Here is a 16,695-nt window from a genome sequence, read left to right as displayed (position 1 = left end):
TCTTTATTTTATATAGGCGGAAGTATAGGACGGAACAGGAGCCCGTTTTTCTTTCGGATGCTCTTTCTTCATCCCCTTTAAAGGAATCGACATCTCAGGTGTACCAAACACGCCAGGAGCGACTTCATACTTATTGAATACCAGTACGATTTTGTCTTTTTGAAGATAGTAGGCGGTATTGTCCCTTACACCGCGGAACGTTTTCTGAAAGTACGTATCAGGATCGGATTGGATAATTTTTTCCACAGCTTTGTTTAACCGATCCATGTGAACAACCTCTTTTAAAGGTCTGATCTCCCCTGCTGCTCCATCCACAAAGTTCACAGATGAGACAGTCGAATTATAGCGGTCCCCCCGTGAGATATGAGATGTCATGACAACCGAGAAGAACTCCTTCTCTTCGTAGACAATCGTTTCTTCATAATACAAATAAGGGATGCCTATCGACTCACCTGCGCCCCTCTTGACCATACGGAATTTCTCTTCCAACTTATCGATGATGTCATTGTTCACCCGCTCCTGTATCGCCTTATTCTCCAGTTGCTCAAACAGCGGATAGTCGACATGGATTTCCCAGCCTTCTGTCACTTGATCTTTGTGAACGATTTTGTACTGACTTTCAGCAGCGACACCAGTGCTGTACAATAGAAAGAATACAATAGCCAACAGGGCTACATTTAAGCGCTTCAAAGCACATCCCTCCTGTACTTCTTAGCTTATCCCAAAGCGCTAAAAGTAAAGCATCCAGTAGAAATAATTCGAATCATGTCGGATAAACGTAGTACACTATAGACAATCCAACACAAATAAAGGAAGTGCAAGCATGGATCAATCTCCTCTGGTCACTACATCATTCATGTCGAGTCTTCTTACGAAAGACCCTATGAATGCCGTCTCCTACATATTGGAACAATGCTGTCTTTATTTCAAAGCGGATGGAGCATTCCTTTACCGTCAAGAGAAGGAGGAGGGTATGTTTCATTCATCGTTCGAGCACGTGAACGATTCACGTTTCTACCCACTTCCTGGAATCCAGTGGTACGGAAAGCCCGGGGAGATCCATAACGTTTCTTCCCTCTTTCCAGGCGAAGAAAAGGCAGCAGCGGTTATGCTGCCTTCGGAAAAAGAAATAATTATTCTCGCCGGTCATAATTGTGACATCGAGGCATCAGAAATAGCTGGACTGTTACCCATATTAGAAGCCTGCACCCTTCCATTACGTCAGGGTCCGAAATCGTATTCTTCCCGCGCAAATCGAGAAGAGCGCATTCGCCGTCAGCAGTCGGAGCTGATGAAAATCATGAAAGATGCCCGACTTACAAGGATCGATCTGCTGCCTGCTTTTGAAATGATTTGTAACACAACGATTGAAACCCTCGATACGGACAGAGTCAGCGTCTGGATGTTTGATGAGGCTCGTGAAAACCTTCAAGTGGAAGCGATGAAGGAAAGAGGGGATAGGACCGTTGATCCTCCAATGAAAAACCTTCCCAGGAATGCTTTCCCAGCCTATTTCTCCGCATTGGAGAACGAGCGCACACTGGCTGTCAGTAATACAACACAGGACGACCGGGTCTTTGAGCTGAGCGAAGCTTTTAACCAACCGAATAACGTCCTGGCTATGCTGGATATTCCGATTATCTGCGGTGGCGAAATGGTTGGTGTCCTCTGCTGTGAACAGTTCGACCGCTCGCGTCCATGGGATTTCGATGAGAAAGCTTTTGGTACTTCCATTGCGGATATGGCAGCCTTCATCACCGAGCATGTGAAGCGGAAAGAAGCGGAAATGGAGCTTGAACGAATCGCTTTCTATGATTCGTTGACGAACCTTCCGAACCGACATTGGATCGAACATTACCTGGATGACGAGATCCAGAAAGATCAGCCCTTTGCAGTCCTCTATATGGACATTGACCGTTTTTCTGCTTTTAATGAAGAACTGGGGTACCGGGTGGGAGATCAACTGATTATGGGTATAACGAGGCGCCTTAAATCCGTTCTTCATGGGAGGGACAAACTTGGATGGTTCCATGACGGTTTTGTTGTCCTGCTGCATGATCCGGGGGAAGGCATTCATCTTCATCAGAGGGTCAGCCATTATTTACAGCAGTTCCATGCTCCTTATTCTATCGGCAGTCAGGATATTTACGTAACGGTAAGTACTGGAGGGGCTGTTTTTCCTGACCATGGAGATTCACCGGCGACCATTATCCGTCATGCGCACCGTGCGAAGACCGCGGCTAAACAAAACGGACGCAGCCAATTTCGGTTCTTTGACCCGGAGATGGACCAGGATCACCTCGCTTACGAACGGTTCCAACTGAATTTAAGAGAGGCGCTTGATAAGGACCAGTTTGAATTGTTTTATCAGCCTCAGGTGCAAGCATCTACTGGAAAAGTGAGAGGAATGGAAGCTTTGATACGCTGGGAGCACCCGGAAAAAGGTCTGCTCCCCCCGGCATTATTTTTACCGCTTGCAGAGATGACGGGCATGATTGTAGAAATCGGCGAGTGGGTGCTTCAAACCGGTCTTGCTAAGCTGAATGAATTAGAAAACGCCGGCTACACTGGGTTAGTCATGAGTATCAACATTTCGCCGCAGCACTTCGAGCATCCGTCCTTTTTGAAGACGCTCGAAGCAGCGCTCGCCCAGTCAAGGGTGAACCCTTCTCAATTATTACTGGAGGTGACCGAACAGATTGCCTTCCGACAGGAGAGCAGGACGGTGGAAACCTTAAGGGAAATTGAACGTATGGGCGTCCAAATCGCCATCGATGATTTTGGTACTGGGTATTCGTCGATGAAATACTTAAGCCTTTATCCAATTCATACGCTGAAAGTCGACCGCAGCTTTACGAAAGATCTGCTGCTCAAAGATAAAAGCCGCATTATTGTTAAGACGATGATTGAACTTGGACAGAGCCTTGGATGTGAAGTCGTCGTGGAAGGCGTGGAAACTGCCGAAACGGCTGATTACCTTCAAGGCATCCATGCGGACATGTTGCAGGGCTTTTATATTGAAAAGCCACTTCCTTCCGCCCTGCTCCATGAGTGGATGAGAGATCAGGAATGATTTCCGTTTCATTCCCTGGTCTTTCCTGTGATACGATAAACAGTAAGAAAGGTGGTTCAATACATGGAACAATTAATGTTTATACAAACCGGGATGGGTACGGATGTTCATGGTCAGGATGTGACGAAAGCTTCTGTTCGTGCCATTAAAAATGCCATCCATACTAATTCGATGCCGGGCATCCGTACCGTGCTGCCGGAGCAATCCCTTGATAACATGAAAATCAAAGTGAAGCTGGCGGTCCCATGCGATCATGATAAGCTGGATCATGATGCCGTGAAACAAGCCATTCCATACGGGGACGTCACCATTGAAGTGATGGAAGGCGGCATGCTCACATCGAGTGGAATCCTGCTCAAAGACAAAGAGGACAAGAACGATTTAATGTACATTGTGAACGCCGCTGTCGAAGTGGGATATTAAAAAGAGCCTGAGCAATCCGCTCAGGCTTTCCTCTATTCTTCGATTTCTTCCAAATCATCCATATACTTATCGTAGTGCACGTTACGTTCAAACCGGACGTGATCCGCACCTGTGTAGCCATGAATATCGGTTGATACAAACGGTTCGTATTCTTCCACATATCCGACCCCGTCCTGATTGTCCATTAAAGAAGAGTCATCATAGGTCATAGCGCTTTGATTGAAAGACGCTACTTGTTCATAGGCATTCTGCTCATTGTATTCCGGCGTCATGCGGATCTCTCCATAGGCTTCTTCCATTTCAGAAAGCACCTCTTCCTCCGGCGGACGGCCTGAATAAAGCCTGTCGTTCGGAGATTCTTCCGCAATCGTTCTGGCGGTGGGAAGAGCATCGAGCCTTTCTTTTGGTATCTGCCGCCCGGTCTTCTCACAAACACCGTACGTACCCTTTGCTATTTGAGTAAGCGAATAATGAATATCAGAGAGCTCTTCACGCAAATGCCCGGACAACGCGAGATCTTTCTCACGCTCATAAAGCTCCGTCCCGGAGTCAGCAGGATGGTTGTCATACTGCGACAACTCTCCAGAAGCCATATCACTCGCGAAACCACGTTCCAAGCCGAAATTCGCTTCTTCTTCCATTCGTCGTTCTATTTCACGCTTACGTTGCTGTAATCGTTCTTTGTATATAGTGTCATCCATTTTATCTCCACTCCTTGACTTGCCCCCTTAGTTTGGCACGATCAAAAGACACCTATACAGACAAACAAAAAAGAGCATCCCATCATCGGAATGCTCCATTTTTTACGCGCGTAAAGCGGCCAGAAAGTCTTCTTTTAAGTCCTCTATATCTTCCAAACCGATGGATACGCGGATCAAGCCGTCTGTAATGCCAAGCTCAGCTCTGCGATCTTCGGGAATGGAAGCATGCGTCATCATAGCAGGAACAGAAATTAAGCTTTCTACTGCTCCAAGGCTTTCCGCCAGTGTGAAATAGCGGACGTTTCGCAGAACTTTGTCTGCTTTCTCCCCACTGCCGACGTCAAAGCTGATCATTCCGCCGTTCCCTCTCGCCTGAGCGTGGTGAATGTCACTTCCCTTATGCGAGGACAAGCCCGGATAATAAATCTTCGTCACTTCAGGAAGGCCTTCAAGAAAGCTTACGAATTCCTTCGTATTTGCTTCGATCTCCTCCATGCGGATTCCAAGCGTTTTGATCCCCCGCATAAGCAGCCAGGAGTCCTGTGGACCGAGGATTCCTCCGGTGGAATTCAATACGAAGTGGACAGCTTCTGCAAGTTCCTCCGAGTTCACAACGACAAGGCCTGCCACGACGTCACTGTGACCGCCTAAATATTTCGTTGCACTGTGAAGTACGATATCTGCTCCGAGGTCGATCGGATTCTGCCAATATGGTGTACTGAACGTATTATCGACAATCAGCGTCAGTCCCTTGGCACGGGCAAGTTCCGAGACCCGTTTCAAGTCGGTGATTTTCAATAGAGGGTTTGTTGGAGTCTCTACGTAAATGGCTTTCGTATTCGCTTGGACAGCCGCTTCCACCGTGTCTACGTCGCTCGTATCCACAAAACTTGCTTCCAAACCGAAGCGGTTGATTACTTTGGATACCATCCGGTACGTACCGCCATAGACGTCATCGGTGAAAATTACGTGATCGCCTTTATCAAAGGTCATCAATACAGCCGTGATCGCCGCCATTCCTGAACCGAACGCAAAGCCTCGGTAACCGCCTTCCAATTCCTTAATCAACTCTTCCAAGGCGAAACGGGTCGGGTTTCCAGTCCGGGAATATTCATACCCGCGATGCTTTCCAACACCATCCTGTTCATAAGTGCTGACTTGATAAATCGGCACACTGACCGCGCCTGTCTTCTCATCTCCAGTAATTCCTCCATGGATCAGCTGCGTTTTCTTTCTCATTTCATCACTCCTCATATATGCCTTGGCTTAGATATCTTTCACTACTATCCGGAAAAATGGTCACGATCTTCGAACCCGGTTTGGCGGATTCTGCCTCTCGCAGCGCTGCTTCGAACGCCGCACCGGAAGAACTGGCTACCAGCAGCCCTTCCTTCCTTGCCAGCTCCCTCACCCTTTGAAAGGCGACATCATCGGAAATCGTATGAATCGCATCGAAGTAAGCTGTGTCCATATAGGAAGGCAGAAACTCCATTCCGATGCCTTCCGTACGGTGAGATCCCGGCTTACCACCATTCAGAATCGACCCTTCCGGTTCCACGATGACGGTTTTAATTTCTTCTTTTTTCCCTTTTAAATACCGGGCCGTTCCCATAAACGTCCCCCCGGTACCGGCGCCGGCAACAAAAATATCTATATCACCGTTTAAATCCTGATAAATTTCAGGTCCTAAGGAATCCGTGTACGCTTGAGGGTTCGCTTCGTTGCTGAACTGCTTAGGGCTGTACGCACCGGGAATGGTCAGGCACAGCTGCTCTGCCTTCTCAATGGCTCCCCGCATGCCTTCTTCTGTAGGCGTGTGGATGACTTCAGCACCGAGCGCCCGCATCAACGTCTGCTTTTCTTTACTGAACTTCTCCGGTGTAACAAAAAGAACCCGGAAGCCCCTGCCGATTGCGGCCAGTGCCAATCCTATACCGGTGTTCCCCGCTGTAGGCTCGACAATGGTGCCACCCTCCCGAATCAGGCCTTTCTCCAGTGCATCCTCAATCAGTTTTAAACCCAGGCGGTCTTTGACACTACCGCCTGGGTTCATGAATTCAAGTTTGGCAAATATCCTAACTTGATTCGGGATGTCTGAATGAGTGAGTTCAATCATAGGTGTCTGACCGATCAGTGACTGTATATTCTTGACGTAACCCATCGCATTCTCATCTCCCGTATATTAAAAGACTTCCGTCCATTCGCTGCGTTTCTCCAGCAGCTCCTTCGCAAGTTCCTTCGCGCCTTCGAGGCTGTGACTGGCTGCGAACCCACACTGTACTTCATTGCAGGCCGGCACTTCATCGGCTTCCAGAACGTCGTTCAATGTTTTCTCGATGACCTCAAGGACATTGTCGTAGCTGTCATCATTCAATACGGCTATATAGAAGCCGGTCTGACAGCCCATCGGACCGATATCAATGATTCGATCGTGGTGGTTACGGCTGTTCTCCGCCATCAAATGCTCCAGGGAGTGCAGCGCAGGCATATCCATATATTCCTGGTTCGGCTGCTTGATACGCAAATCGTATTTATATATTTTGTCGCCGTGTTCTCCTTCTGTCACTCCTACAAGACGCACATAAGGTGCTTTCACTTTCGTGTGGTCTAAGTTGAAGCTTTCTACGTTCATTTTTGGCATAAGATCATTCCCCTTTGTTCGCTTGTATGAGCCAAGCGTATTTATTCAGCTGCTCGAAGGACACTTTAAACCCTTGAGCAATAAACGCCTCCCTTAATTCTTCTAGATAGGCATAGTATTCTTCCTGCAAATCCTGTGCTAAATTTAAAAATCCCGCTTCTTCCGCTTTACGGATCAGCCTCTGTTTATGTGCTTCATCCTGGAAGATGGTATCAATAAAGATGACTTGACCGTCTGTATCCAGCTGGTCGTGGAAGCTTTTGATCGCTGTTTCCTTTTCCTCTTTGGTCAGGTGGTGGAAGGCGAATGAGCTGACAATGGAACGAATCGGAGTCCCAAACTGCGGGTAATCCAGAAAGTTCCCATCATATATTGCTGCTTCCGGACATTTCATCTTAGCAATTTTGCGCATTTCCGAAGAGGGTTCGACTCCGATTACCAATTTTCCTTGATCCACCATCCGGCGGGTTAAATTGGCTGTGCCGACACCGAATTCCATGACAGGCGATACGGACAAAGCGGCGAGGCGGGCAAGCATTTCATCGTACCCGTCGAACACTTCCCTATATTCGGGATCTTTCCCGGCTACTGTGTCATCATACGAACTCGCCCATTGGTCGAATAAGTCGACGAATTCCATTCCCATTTCGTCATCTCTCCCCATAATTTATAATTCCTATAAGTAAACTCGGAATTACATTGTTACTATATCATATTTCCAGACGCCGCTCAATGTTAAACTTTTGTCACTATTCCATAAAAAAAAAGACGAAGGCCTCCCGGGCCTCGTCTTTTACTTTCTTCTACGCCTATTATGACGTGGTTTTCTTTCCGTATCTTCCTGTTCCTTCCGCTTTCCTGGTGAAAGACCTTCGATCGTCCGGCGTTCCAGTTTTTCACTGATGAACCTCTCAATATCTCTAAGCGCTGGTTTGTCCTTCGGTGCAGCAAACGTGATCGCAAGTCCCTTGCCGCCTGCTCTCCCCGTCCGTCCGATCCGGTGCACATAGCTTTCCGGGTCCTGCGGGATGTCATAATTGAAAACGTGAGTGACACCTTCCACATCCAATCCCCGAGCAGCAACGTCTGTTGCTACCAGATACTGCAGCTTCGCTTCACGGAACCGCTTCATCACTTTTTCCCTTTTTGCCTGGGAAAGATCTCCGTGCAGCTCATCCGATGCAAATCCTTCTGCGGTCAAGGCATCGTTCAACTTCTTCGCCCGCCTTTTCGTCCGGCAGAAAATCACCGCAAGGAAGGGACGGTGCTCCCTCATGATTGTCAGGAGCGCGGCCTGCTTCTGCCTGTCCGTCGTCTCATAGAGAAGCTGCTTAATATTCGAAACCGTGACCTGCTCCCCTTTTACTGAAATACGCGCCGGGTCCTTCAGCATCTTTCTACCAAGCTTCTGGACCTGCTTCGTAATCGTCGCTGAGAAAAGCATCGACTGTCTCTCGGCATTCATTTCAGAGAGAATCGCTTCCACATCAGGAAGAAATCCTGCTTCAAGCATCTGATCCGCTTCATCCAGGACAAGGTGACGGACGGACTGGAGGCTGATCGTCCCTCTCCGCATATGATCGAGGAGCCTGCCCGGCGTCGCGATAACGATATGGGCTCGTCCGTTCAACTTATTCGCCTGCTTCGCAACATCCTGTCCACCGTACACTGCGAGGACATGAGTAGCCGCATCCTTCACTTTCGTCACTTCCTCCGTGATCTGCAGCGCAAGTTCCCTCGTCGGGGTAATGACGACAGACTGTACCTCTGCCAGATCCGGGTCAATATTGTGCAGGATAGGCAGCAGGAAGGCGAACGTCTTGCCTGTTCCGGTCTGTGCTTCTGCGATGATATCCCGGCCATCCATTAAAGCGGGGATGGCTTCCACCTGTATATCCGTAGGAGAAGTGACGCCTTGCTGCTTCAGCTTTCCGACTAAATGGGAAGGCACTCCTAATTGTTCGAATGTTTGCATGTATATCACTACTTTCTTCAACTGAGGCCTTGGATGGCCATTACGCCTTATTGTACCTGAAATCCAGCTGCTATGTATCGTTTTTTAAAAAACTGTAGAGAAAATGACTTCATGCTCCTTTTCCTCTTTCCATATACATATAAGGAGAGGGGGCTTTATCGTGGACGTAAAAGTGAGAAGTGGAGATACGTTATGGTATTATGCCAATTTGTTCAATATCCCGCTGACTTTATTAATAGACTCCAATCCCGGGATCGAACCGGGTGAACTCTCCATAGGTCAAACCATCTTTATTCCGGGTTACGAAACAAGCACCTATACCATCCAAAAAGGAGATACATTATGGAAGTTGGCGAGCGAGCGGAGAATCTCCCTGGACGCGCTTGCTCTATTAAATCCGGGGATAGACCCCTCACGTCTCGTCATCGGCCAAAAACTAACTATTCCTGTCCTTGTGACTTACCGGATCCTCGACGGGAACCAACCGTATGACTCGACTATTCTTCGCAAGGATATCGATAAGCTCCTCGCTTTGTATCCATATATCCGGAAGAATGTCATCGGTCAAAGCGTCATGGGCAAAGACCTGGTGGAGCTTCAAATCGGACGCGGTCCGAAAGTGGTTCACTGGAACGGCTCCTTCCATGCGAATGAGTGGATCACAACTGCTGTCATCATGCAGTTTCTCAACGATTATGTCCTCGCTTTAACAAATAAAGAAACGATACGAGGGCTTGATATGCTCCCCTACTATGATCAAATCACCATATCGATCGTCCCGATGGTCGATCCTGATGGTGTCGATCTCGTCTTAAACGGCGCGCCCGAAGGAGAATTCGGCAGAGAAGCATTGCGCATTAATCAAGGAAGTAATGATTTCACCGACTGGAAGGCGAACATCCGCGGGGTGGACCTTAACAATCAATTTCCTGCTAAGTGGGAAGTGGACGCCGCGAGAAAACCGACGGCACCAGCTCCGCGTGATTTTCCCGGATATGAACCACTGACAGAGCCGGAAACGATCGCCATGGCCGAGTTGGCAAAGGATCGGAACTTCGAAAAGATGCTTGCCCTGCATACGCAGGGTGAGGTCATCTTCTGGGGATACGAGGGATTAGAGCCTGCGGAATCCATTGCCATTGCAGAAGAATTCGGGAGAGTCAGTGGCTACGAGCCCATCCGCTATGTAGACAGCTTTTCCGGCTATAAAGATTGGTTCATTCAGGAATTCCGCCGTCCCGGATTCACCCTTGAGCTGGGAGAAGGAGTAAACCCGCTTCCACTTGACCAGTTTGATGAGATCTATCAAGAAACAATGGGGATCTTCCTTGCCAGCCTATACATGTAAAAGAAATCACCTCCGTCTTTCTGAGGAGACGGAGGTGATTATCATTTCAATAATTTTTTATCCACATGGCCGCCGTGGTCCTTCATAATTTTGAGGGCTTCTTCCAAGGACTCTTCCTCTACGGAAAAGTGCAGCACATGAGTCAAGTGCTTTTTATCTGTCAACGCTTCTTCATGATCATGTTTTGGTGAAATCACTTCTGTGAAGGTAAACGTACCTCCCCCTGTTGATGTCGATCCTGCCAACGGAACAATCGGTGTCAAGTCCGCTTCCTCTGGAACAGCTTCCACCATTTCTCCTTCCACCGCTAGCTTCTGCAGGGACGACTTCGCACCCTCGGCATCGTTCTCTGTTTGAAAATAGGCTTGTACATACTTAGACATGTCACATACTCCTCTCGAGATTAAGGTCGTATGGTTATAATAGCCTTCCAGACATTTTTCAAACGTTTTCATTACTACACTATTCTCTTCCATTAGAAAAGAAAAAGGACACCTGCTCAACCCAGATGCCCTTTTGCCAATTGCAATTGCTTATTCACTTGCTCAAATCCTGTTCCACCTTCACTGTTTCGTGCCGCTACTACATGATCCGGTGCTAGTTTCTCATATATATCCGCTTCAAACAGCTCGGAAAATTCCTTATACTCCTCCATTTTCAAATCGAGCAGATACTTTTTGTTTTCTATCGCATACAGAACGATTTTTCCGATGACTTCGTGCGCTTGACGGAAAGGCATGCCTTTTACTGCCAGGTAATCAGCGATATCCGTCGCATTGGAATAATCTTCTGTGACTGCCTTCTTCATTTCTTTATCATTGACTTTCATGGATGCAAGCATCGGTGCAAGCAGCTGCAGTGCTCCTTCCAGCGTTTCAACGGTATCGAACATACCTTCCTTGTCTTCCTGCATGTCTTTATTGTAGGCAAGCGGGAGACCTTTTAGCAAAGTAAGCAGTCCTATAAGGTTTCCGTATATGCGACCGGTTTTCCCTCTCAACAGTTCAGGAACATCCGGGTTCTTCTTCTGCGGCATGATACTTGATCCTGTACAGAATGCGTCATCGAGCTCCACAAATTGGAATTCCTGACTTCCCCACATCACAAGTTCTTCCGACAGACGGGAGATATGCATGATCAAAATCGAAGAAATCGATAGAAACTCAAGAATGAAATCCCGATCGCTCACGGCATCCAAAGAGTTGGGATACGGTTGGTCGAACCCCAGCGCTTCCGCTGTCATCTGACGATCGATTGGATATGGTGTACCTGCCAAGGCAGCCGCCCCAAGTGGTGACCAGTTGACACGCTTCAAGCTGTCCTGCAATCTTTCTTTATCTCTTTCAAACATCCAGAAATAAGCAAGGAGATGATGTCCGAAAGAAATCGGCTGGGCGCGCTGCAAATGTGTATAACCAGGGACAATGGTTTCTACATGGGATTCCGCCTGATCAACAAGAGCCGCTTGGACTGCTTCCAGCAATTGAATGAGATCCTTCGTCTTCTCTCTCAAATACAGATGCATATCTGTCGCTACCTGGTCATTCCTGCTTCTCCCTGTATGCAGTTTGCCGCCAACGGGACCAATTTCATCAATCAACAGCTTCTCAATATTCATATGAATATCTTCATGCTCTACAGCGAACGTGACGTCCCCGTTCTTCACCTTTTGCTCAATAGTTAACAAACCATCTTTGATTTGAGCAGCTTCCTCTTCGGAAATGATGCCGCACGCGCCGAGCATCGTAACGTGTGCCATGCTTCCCTTAATATCCTGAAGGGCCAGTTTTTGATCAAAGCCGATGGAAGAGGTGTACTCTTCCACCAGTTTATTCGTTGGTTTGGTAAAGCGGCCGCCCCACAGCTTAGTCATGCGCGCTCACCTTGGCTTTGTTCAACAGCTTATCGCCTTTATGAACATCAGCATATACTTTCGTCGGAAGCCCCCACAGTTTAATGAAACCGACAGCTGCATTGTGATCGAACGCGTCTTCTTTGGAATAAGTGGACAGTTCCTCGTTGTAAAGACTGACCGGCGATTTCTTACCAATCACTGTGTGATGACCTTTAAACAGCTTCACTTTCACTGTACCAGTCACTACGTTCTGTGTTGTCTCTACGAAAGCAGCAAGCGCCGGCTGCAGCGGAGAGTACCATAGACCATCGTAAATGATCTTGGAAAGCTGCTGATCGACATTCGCTTTGTACTGGGATACTTCTCTTGTCAATGTCAGGAACTCAAGCTCTTTATGAGCATTGATCAGGATCATGGCTGCAGGGTTTTCATACACTTCTCTTGATTTGATTCCGACAAGGCGGTTTTCTGTATGATCGATACGTCCGACTCCGTGCTCTCCACCCAGTTCATTCAAGTATTCGATCAATTCTACAATACCCATTTCCTTACCGTTAATAGCTACCGGCTTCCCTTCCACAAAATCGATATCGATCGTTTCCGGCGTATCCGGAGTTTTCTCAATAGGATTCGTCCAGGCGTATGCCGCTTCCGGAGCCTCTTTCCAAGGATCCTCCAGAACGCCGGCTTCGCAGGCACGTCCCCAGATATTCGCATCGATGGAAAACGGATTTTCTAAATTCACAGGAATTGGAATGCCATTTTCTTCTGCATATACGATCTGTTCATCACGAGTCATTCCCCACTCCCGGACTGGAGCGATCACTTCAAGGTTTGGATTCAAGGCCTGGATGGACACTTCGAAACGAACCTGGTCATTTCCTTTTCCTGTACAACCGTGTGCGACAGCTACTGCGCCTTCCTGTTCCGCTACCTCCACCAACAGCTTGGAGATTAATGGACGGGATAGTGCAGAAGACAGCGGGTATTTCCCTTCATACAGTGCGTTTGCTTTCAAAGCGGGAATCAGGTATTCCTCCGCAAGCAGTTCCTTAGCGTCCACCATAATCGCCTTAATCGCACCGACGTCCAGCGCTTTCTGACGGATCTTCTCCAAGTCTTTCCCTTCACCAACGTCCAACCCTAAGGCGATGACATCATATCCGTACTTTTCCTGAATCCATTTCACTGAAATCGAAGTATCCAATCCACCGGAATATGCGAGTACTACTTTTGGTTTTGTCATAATTAAATTCCTCCTAGTTATTTATATCCATAAAAAAACCGTCTCCTACTAAAGGTAAGAGACGGACGTTATTATCATCCGCGGTGCCACTCTCATTGTCTAATTAAATAGACCAACTCAATGCTGATAACGGGAGCTCCCGGTTACGGCTACTATCGTTCACCGAACTTCTCAGAAGTGCGTTTCCGTATGAATCGATCACCAGGCTTCCACCAACCCCGGCTCGCTGCAGATCCGATGCCTACGTACTCTCTTCCTCAATGAATAATCCTGCATATTTATTACTTGATGTTTATAATTATACAAAACCTATGTAAGAAGTCAACAGGTAAATCGCAATTTTTTAACTAATGAGCCTATTCCACCTCTCCAAGTCTTTCCTTCCCTTTTTCACCTGCTCCATGTTAGAATAAGGGAAGCAATGGAATAAAATCTGCAGACAGATGCAGGAGAGGTTCTAGCGACACCCTCTATAAAAAACTAAGGATGGAACTGTACCTTACCTTAGGTACGGTTTTTTTAGTGTTTTGGGTGTATAGAATACTCTCTTTCCTATAAGGAAGGGGAATTTTTTTATGGAAAAAAACAGCAAAGCCGTGGTTGTATTCAGCGGCGGTCAGGACAGTACAACGTGTCTTTACTGGGCTTTAGAGAAGTTCGATCACGTCGAAGCCGTAACCTTTGATTACGACCAGCGGCATAAAGAAGAAATTGAAGTTGCCAAAGAAATCGCCGCCGATAAAGGCGTCCGCCATCATATCCTGGATATGGCTCTCTTGAACCAGCTCGCACCGAACGCTTTGACGCGTAATGATATGGAAGTGAAAGACGGCGAAAACGGGGAGCTCCCATCCACCTTCGTTCCGGGCAGGAACTTGTTGTTCTTATCCTTCGCTTCCATTCTTGCCAGACAGATCGGTGCCAAGCATGTGATCACCGGCGTATGTGAAACAGATTTCAGCGGCTATCCGGACTGCCGTGACGTCTTTGTGAAATCACTGAACGTCACCCTCAACTTGTCCATGGATGACGAATTCGTCCTTCACACACCGCTTATGTGGCTCGATAAAGCCGAGACATGGGAGCTTGCTGATACACTCGGCGGATTCGAATATGTGCGCGAAAAGACGCTTACGTGTTACAACGGCATACGCGGAGAAGGTTGCGGCGACTGCCCGGCGTGCCGCCTCCGTCAGAATGGTCTGGATATGTATCTTGCTCAAAAAGAGGTGAGCCGCTGATGTTCGGCTTCACCATTGTAGAAAACTTACAGAAAATAGATGAAGACATTAAGCGCCAGGATTTGAAGTATCATTCCAAGCGGGTTATGGTAAGCAAAGAATTCACCTTCGACGCGGCCCATCACCTGCACTGTTATGAAGGAAAGTGCAAAAATCTGCACGGCCATACGTACAAAGTCATCTTCGGTATCAGCGGATTCGTTGATGATATCGGACTTGTCATCGACTTCGGTGATATCAAACAGATATGGAAAGAAAGCATTGAGGTCCATCTCGATCACCGCTATTTAAATGACACGCTCCCTAACATGAATACGACGGCTGAAAACATGGTCGTCTGGATTTATTATCAGATGGAAGAAGCACTGTTAAACCGCGGTGACGGCTCCCGCGTGGAGTTCGTGAAGCTTTATGAGACGCCGACAAGCTATGCAGAAGCAAGACGGGAGTGGATGCGCGATGAATAAGTTTCCCGTCTTGGAAATCTTCGGACCTACGATACAGGGAGAAGGCATGGTCGTCGGTAGAAAAACGATGTTCGTCCGGACGGCTGGCTGTGATTACAGCTGCGCCTGGTGCGATTCTGCTTTTACTTGGGACGGCAGCGCAAAAGAGGATATCGAACGCCTGACTGCCGAGGAAATCATCACCCGCTTGAAAGAAACCGGTGGGGAACGCTTCGATCACGTCACCATCTCAGGCGGCAACCCTGCTTTGCTGAAACATTTAAACGAATTGATTGACGGACTTCACGACCTCGGTATCGAGGTCGCATTGGAAACACAAGGAAGCCGTTATCAGGACTGGTTCCCGGACATCGATGACCTTACCATCTCTCCGAAGCCGCCAAGCTCATTGATGAAGACGGATTGGAACATCCTCGATGACATCCTTCATCGCTTGGAAAGGAAGGGCCGGAGTGATTCTACAAGTTTGAAGGTCGTCATTTTCAACGAAGAAGATTTGGATTATGCAGCGCAGGTCCATGAACGATATCCAGCCATTCCTTTCTTTCTGCAGGTCGGAAACGATGACCTCAAGGAAGGCGAACCGGCGAACCTGGCCGGTCATCTGCTTGAACAATATGAATGGCTGATCGATCAGGTAGTCGCCTCGGAAAAGCTTAATCACGTCCGTGTGCTGCCGCAGGTCCATGCCCTCGTCTGGGGAAACAAACGAGGAGTTTAATCAAAAAGAAGCGTCTGAAGGGATCCCTTCAGACGCTTCTTCTCATCTATGCTTCTTTCTATCGTAATGACCTTTAACAACTACGGCTGCATGAACCGCTCCCGGCACATAAAAGAGCATGGTCAAAATTAAGTTCAGCAGCGCTTTCAAAGGTTGACCGGTAAACAAGACGGCTAACGGTGGAAGAAATATAACTAAGATGTACAGCATGATGTATCACTCCTCCGTCTTCTTATTCCCCCCCGACACGCATTTTATAATCTTGTTGTCGGCGCCGCTGATTCCAAAGCGTCACTTCGAGAGCGGCGATACAAACAAGGAGCCAGGCAAGTCCGAATAAGAAGCCGGCAGTGATGTCCGTCAGGTAGTGGACACCCACATAAACGCGGGAAAAACCGACGAGAAGAATGACCAGTCCCAGCAGAAGACCGAGCGTGACTTTCCACTTCCGCTGAAGACGGCTGATCACGACAACATAGATCATGAATCCATAGAAAACCATCGACCCTGTCGAGTGACCGCTTGGAAAACTGAATCCTGTCCCGTCATATTGCGCCAGCACCTCGGGCCGCTCCCGTTCGAACGTGAGCTTGAGAGCCTTTGTCAACAGGCTGATACCCGCCATGTTGACAAGGAAAAAGACGGCCACCCATCGGCTGAGTTTGGAGAAGAATAACAAGTAACCCAGTACGAGGACGGTAGCTGTCGTCAAGAACCAGACGGACCCTAATTCGGTTAATCCGCCCCAGGCTGTATCGAGCCACGGAGAACGAATGGCCATAAAGAAATCCTGAGCCGCCTGGTCCATGAGGAACTGGTCCTGCTCCAATACATCCTCGGCAAGTTCTGCAAAGAAAAACAACGCCCCTCCCACTAGGACGAATCCAGCTGCGATGAGCAGGACCGATACTTTGGAGAGGTCTGATAATTTAATTCCTGAAAATAACATACGCGCCTCCCGTCCTTCCTTCTATTCCATCAGATTCCCCTGTTTCTTTAACTAT

Annotated in this window: 18 protein-coding genes, 1 riboswitch and 1 other annotated feature; of the genes, 6 read left to right on the top strand and 12 right to left on the bottom strand. The window is 48.0% G+C overall.

Annotated features, from left to right (window positions below):
- Window positions 1–3: 3 nt before the first annotated feature.
- Window positions 4–690 carry a DUF3298 and DUF4163 domain-containing protein gene (locus QRD89_RS04595; protein ID WP_286096413.1) on the bottom strand — a complete coding sequence of 229 codons (687 nt, stop codon included), beginning with the start codon at window positions 688–690 and terminating at the stop codon, window positions 4–6.
- 133 nt (window positions 691–823) lie between these two features.
- Here QRD89_RS04595 and QRD89_RS04590 point away from each other — a divergent pair, with 133 nt between their 5' ends.
- Both QRD89_RS04590 and QRD89_RS04585 read left to right on the top strand, forming a co-directional pair.
- Complete coding sequence (locus QRD89_RS04590; RefSeq protein ID WP_286096412.1) at window positions 824–3,073, top strand: sensor domain-containing phosphodiesterase; 2,250 nt, start codon at window positions 824–826, stop codon at window positions 3,071–3,073.
- Between the two features lie 63 nt (window positions 3,074–3,136).
- The gene (locus QRD89_RS04585) at window positions 3,137–3,496 is read left to right on the top strand and encodes a Lin0512 family protein (protein WP_026578597.1); all 360 of its coding nucleotides are present in this window, start codon (window positions 3,137–3,139) and stop codon (window positions 3,494–3,496) included.
- Window positions 3,497–3,528: 32 nt separating this feature from the next.
- Here QRD89_RS04585 and QRD89_RS04580 read toward each other — a convergent pair whose 3' ends face one another.
- The 6 genes from QRD89_RS04580 to QRD89_RS04555 all read right to left on the bottom strand — a co-directional run bounded on the left by QRD89_RS04580 (window position 3,529) and on the right by QRD89_RS04555 (window position 8,813).
- Complete coding sequence (locus tag QRD89_RS04580) at window positions 3,529–4,197, bottom strand: TraR/DksA C4-type zinc finger protein (protein ID WP_026578598.1); 669 nt, start codon at window positions 4,195–4,197, stop codon at window positions 3,529–3,531.
- Between the two features lie 102 nt (window positions 4,198–4,299).
- Complete coding sequence (locus QRD89_RS04575; protein ID WP_062515299.1) at window positions 4,300–5,436, bottom strand: bifunctional cystathionine gamma-lyase/homocysteine desulfhydrase; 1,137 nt, start codon at window positions 5,434–5,436, stop codon at window positions 4,300–4,302.
- Between the two features lie 4 nt (window positions 5,437–5,440).
- On the bottom strand, window positions 5,441–6,358 hold the full coding sequence (locus QRD89_RS04570) for a PLP-dependent cysteine synthase family protein (protein ID WP_286096411.1): 918 nt from the start codon (window positions 6,356–6,358) through the stop codon (window positions 5,441–5,443).
- Window positions 6,359–6,379: 21 nt separating this feature from the next.
- Window positions 6,380–6,838, bottom strand: coding sequence for an S-ribosylhomocysteine lyase (locus tag QRD89_RS04565; protein WP_008632626.1), 459 nt, complete (start codon window positions 6,836–6,838; stop codon window positions 6,380–6,382).
- Window positions 6,839–6,842: 4 nt separating this feature from the next.
- Window positions 6,843–7,502, bottom strand: coding sequence for a class I SAM-dependent DNA methyltransferase (locus QRD89_RS04560; protein ID WP_008632627.1), 660 nt, complete (start codon window positions 7,500–7,502; stop codon window positions 6,843–6,845).
- Between the two features lie 129 nt (window positions 7,503–7,631).
- The gene (locus QRD89_RS04555; protein WP_035388591.1) at window positions 7,632–8,813 is read right to left on the bottom strand and encodes a DEAD/DEAH box helicase; all 1,182 of its coding nucleotides are present in this window, start codon (window positions 8,811–8,813) and stop codon (window positions 7,632–7,634) included.
- Between the two features lie 160 nt (window positions 8,814–8,973).
- On the opposite strand from QRD89_RS04555, the gene QRD89_RS04550 reads away from it, so the two are divergent.
- On the top strand, window positions 8,974–10,161 hold the full coding sequence (locus QRD89_RS04550) for a M14 family metallopeptidase (protein ID WP_008632630.1): 1,188 nt from the start codon (window positions 8,974–8,976) through the stop codon (window positions 10,159–10,161).
- Between the two features lie 41 nt (window positions 10,162–10,202).
- Here the strand turns inward: QRD89_RS04550 and QRD89_RS04545 are convergent, their stop codons facing one another.
- The 3 genes from QRD89_RS04545 to QRD89_RS04535 form a co-directional block, all read right to left on the bottom strand.
- Window positions 10,203–10,544 (bottom strand): hypothetical protein, encoded by a 342-nt coding sequence (locus tag QRD89_RS04545; RefSeq protein WP_152413292.1) that lies wholly within the window; start codon window positions 10,542–10,544, stop codon window positions 10,203–10,205.
- 116 nt (window positions 10,545–10,660) lie between these two features.
- Window positions 10,661–12,034 carry an argininosuccinate lyase gene (gene argH / locus QRD89_RS04540; RefSeq protein ID WP_026578602.1) on the bottom strand — a complete coding sequence of 458 codons (1,374 nt, stop codon included), beginning with the start codon at window positions 12,032–12,034 and terminating at the stop codon, window positions 10,661–10,663.
- Complete coding sequence (locus tag QRD89_RS04535; RefSeq protein WP_008632637.1) at window positions 12,027–13,262, bottom strand: argininosuccinate synthase; 1,236 nt, start codon at window positions 13,260–13,262, stop codon at window positions 12,027–12,029. Before QRD89_RS04535 ends, argH begins: the two co-directional genes overlap by 8 nt.
- Window positions 13,263–13,316: 54 nt before the next feature.
- Window positions 13,317–13,532 (bottom strand) — a binding site (T-box leader).
- Between the two features lie 175 nt (window positions 13,533–13,707).
- A riboswitch (PreQ1 riboswitch) is annotated at window positions 13,708–13,752 on the top strand.
- A gap of 85 nt (window positions 13,753–13,837) precedes the next feature.
- Here QRD89_RS04535 and queC point away from each other — a divergent pair.
- Genes queC through queE form a run of 3 tightly spaced genes read left to right on the top strand, consistent with a single transcriptional unit; the run spans window position 13,838 to window position 15,691 of the window.
- Window positions 13,838–14,503, top strand: coding sequence for a 7-cyano-7-deazaguanine synthase QueC (gene queC, locus QRD89_RS04530; RefSeq protein ID WP_008632642.1), 666 nt, complete (start codon window positions 13,838–13,840; stop codon window positions 14,501–14,503).
- Window positions 14,503–14,970, top strand: coding sequence for a 6-carboxytetrahydropterin synthase QueD (queD, locus tag QRD89_RS04525; RefSeq protein WP_286096410.1), 468 nt, complete (start codon window positions 14,503–14,505; stop codon window positions 14,968–14,970). The genes queC and queD overlap by 1 nt, the downstream gene beginning before the upstream one ends.
- A complete protein-coding gene (gene queE, locus QRD89_RS04520; protein ID WP_062515315.1) occupies window positions 14,963–15,691 on the top strand; it encodes a 7-carboxy-7-deazaguanine synthase QueE in 729 nt (242 codons plus the stop codon). The genes queD and queE overlap by 8 nt, the downstream gene beginning before the upstream one ends.
- Before the next feature lie 42 nt (window positions 15,692–15,733).
- On the opposite strand, the gene QRD89_RS04515 is transcribed toward queE, so the two are convergent.
- Together QRD89_RS04515 and QRD89_RS04510 are read right to left on the bottom strand one after the other, a co-directional pair.
- The gene (locus QRD89_RS04515) at window positions 15,734–15,901 is read right to left on the bottom strand and encodes a YqaE/Pmp3 family membrane protein (RefSeq protein WP_008632649.1); all 168 of its coding nucleotides are present in this window, start codon (window positions 15,899–15,901) and stop codon (window positions 15,734–15,736) included.
- Between the two features lie 22 nt (window positions 15,902–15,923).
- A complete protein-coding gene (locus QRD89_RS04510) occupies window positions 15,924–16,640 on the bottom strand; it encodes a phosphatase PAP2 family protein (protein ID WP_286096409.1) in 717 nt (238 codons plus the stop codon).
- Window positions 16,641–16,695: the final 55 nt, after the last annotated feature.

The sequence above is a fragment of the Halobacillus sp. ACCC02827 genome, assembly GCF_030291935.1.
In the GTDB taxonomy this organism is placed as follows: domain Bacteria; phylum Bacillota; class Bacilli; order Bacillales; family Halobacillaceae; genus Halobacillus.
Note: the sequence above shows the minus strand (reverse complement) of the source record. Positions and strands in the feature narration are given on the sequence as shown.

Excerpts from the sequence above, each read along its gene's own strand:
- QRD89_RS04545 (WP_152413292.1), bottom strand. The coding sequence starts at position 10,544 with ATGTCTAAGTATGTACAAGCCTATTTTCAAACAGAGAACGATGCCGAG.
- QRD89_RS04575 (WP_062515299.1), bottom strand. The coding sequence starts at position 5,436 with ATGAGAAAGAAAACGCAGCTGATCCATGGAGGAATTACTGGAGATGAG.
- QRD89_RS04590 (WP_286096412.1), top strand. The coding sequence starts at position 824 with ATGGATCAATCTCCTCTGGTCACTACATCATTCATGTCGAGTCTTCTT.
- QRD89_RS04515 (WP_008632649.1), bottom strand. The coding sequence starts at position 15,901 with ATGCTGTACATCTTAGTTATATTTCTTCCACCGTTAGCCGTCTTGTTT.
- QRD89_RS04565 (WP_008632626.1), bottom strand. The coding sequence starts at position 6,838 with ATGCCAAAAATGAACGTAGAAAGCTTCAACTTAGACCACACGAAAGTG.
- argH (WP_026578602.1), bottom strand. The coding sequence starts at position 12,034 with ATGACTAAGCTGTGGGGCGGCCGCTTTACCAAACCAACGAATAAACTG.
- queD (WP_286096410.1), top strand. The coding sequence starts at position 14,503 with ATGTTCGGCTTCACCATTGTAGAAAACTTACAGAAAATAGATGAAGAC.
- QRD89_RS04570 (WP_286096411.1), bottom strand. The coding sequence starts at position 6,358 with ATGGGTTACGTCAAGAATATACAGTCACTGATCGGTCAGACACCTATG.
- QRD89_RS04585 (WP_026578597.1), top strand. The coding sequence starts at position 3,137 with ATGGAACAATTAATGTTTATACAAACCGGGATGGGTACGGATGTTCAT.
- QRD89_RS04580 (WP_026578598.1), bottom strand. The coding sequence starts at position 4,197 with ATGGATGACACTATATACAAAGAACGATTACAGCAACGTAAGCGTGAA.
- queC (WP_008632642.1), top strand. The coding sequence starts at position 13,838 with ATGGAAAAAAACAGCAAAGCCGTGGTTGTATTCAGCGGCGGTCAGGAC.
- QRD89_RS04555 (WP_035388591.1), bottom strand. The coding sequence starts at position 8,813 with ATGCAAACATTCGAACAATTAGGAGTGCCTTCCCATTTAGTCGGAAAG.
- QRD89_RS04560 (WP_008632627.1), bottom strand. The coding sequence starts at position 7,502 with ATGGGGAGAGATGACGAAATGGGAATGGAATTCGTCGACTTATTCGAC.
- QRD89_RS04510 (WP_286096409.1), bottom strand. The coding sequence starts at position 16,640 with ATGTTATTTTCAGGAATTAAATTATCAGACCTCTCCAAAGTATCGGTC.
- queE (WP_062515315.1), top strand. The coding sequence starts at position 14,963 with ATGAATAAGTTTCCCGTCTTGGAAATCTTCGGACCTACGATACAGGGA.
- QRD89_RS04535 (WP_008632637.1), bottom strand. The coding sequence starts at position 13,262 with ATGACAAAACCAAAAGTAGTACTCGCATATTCCGGTGGATTGGATACT.